Below are 1,325 nucleotides of genomic sequence, written 5' to 3' on the forward strand. Positions count from 1 at the left end.
GGGATGATAGGGTTAATGGGGAAAAATAAAGATTATGCGGGTGTTATTTGTTTTGCTTCAGAAGGAGTTTTTGCAGGTGCTGAGGAACCGGACGATGCTGCCGTTGATACTGGTTTTACCAACGGTGCAGCTTTTGATTCTGATCAATGCGGCTACCATGGATATAAAAAATCTGGACCTGACGGTGGTCGATCAGGATCAATCGCCGGTAAGTCGCCGCATAGTCCATGAATTGGATGCCTCTCCCTTTTTTCTGTTAAGCCCTGAGGCCAAATCGGTGCAAGGGGGTTTGCAGCAGATTGAAATGGGGAAGGCCGATTTGGTGGTGGTGATTCCGCGCCACTATGAAAAGGACTTGATCAGGGGACAATCCCCACGCGTGCAGCTTTTGGCCAATGCCATTAATGCCCAGCAGGCCCAGTTGGGTTATGCCTATCTGCAGCAGGTGGTGGCCCGCTTTGGGAGTAAGCTGAAAATGGAAATGTTAGGGGAAATACCCCCTCAAAGAATCCATGTGACGAATTCTTTCTGGTTCAATCCGGAGTTGAATTATAAGTTTTTTATGCTCCCCGGTATTCTGACCATTCTGGTTTCGATCATTGGTTTGTTTCTGACCGCCATGAATCTGGTGCGCGAAAAGGAGATGGGCACCATTGAACAAATGAATGTCACCCCGGTTCATAAATACCAGTTTCTGGCAGCCAAACTGATTCCTTTTTGGGTGATTGGTCTCTTTGAATTAACCATTGGACTGGTCATTGGTCGGCTTTTGTACGATGTTCCCATTGTGGGTAGCCTGACTTTGATATACGGTCTGGCGTCCATTTATCTGGTGGGTTTGTTGGGCATGGGGTTGCTGATCTCTACTTTTTCGAATTCCCAGCAGCAGGTGGCTTTTATCAGTTATTTTTTTCTGCTGATATTTATTTTAATGAGTGGTATTTTTACGGCGGTGGACAATATGCCTTTGTGGGCACAGCGCATTAATCTGATCAACCCGGTCTATTATTTCATTGACATTATGCGCGGAATTATGCTTAAAGGCTCGGGTTTTATGGATTTGTGGTCGCATGTCCTGGCCCTTTCCGTGTTTGCGGTGGTGTTTGTGAGTCTGGCTATTTTGAATTATAGGAAGAGGGAGGGGTAGGGAGATAGGGTTGATAGGGTTGATGGGGTAGATAGGGTAGAGTAGGGAAGATGGGGTAGATAGGGTTGATGGGGTAGGAAGGGTTGATTGGGGTAATTAGGTTGCTTGGGTCAATAGGTCGTTAGGTCATTAGGTAGATAGGGTTGATGGGGTAGGAAGGGTTGATAGGGTAGATGGG

1 protein-coding gene is annotated in these 1,325 nt (G+C 46.7%); it reads left to right on the forward strand.

Annotated features, from left to right (window positions below; translation table 11 throughout):
• Nucleotides 1-94: 94 nt before the first annotated feature.
• A complete protein-coding gene (locus JCM15548_RS20485) occupies nt 95-1,147 on the forward strand; it encodes an ABC transporter permease (protein WP_262487170.1) in 1,053 nt (350 codons plus the stop codon).
• Nucleotides 1,148-1,325 lie beyond the last annotated feature (178 nt).

This window comes from Geofilum rubicundum JCM 15548 (assembly GCF_000974365.1).
In the GTDB taxonomy this organism is placed as follows: domain Bacteria; phylum Bacteroidota; class Bacteroidia; order Bacteroidales; family Marinilabiliaceae; genus Geofilum; species Geofilum rubicundum.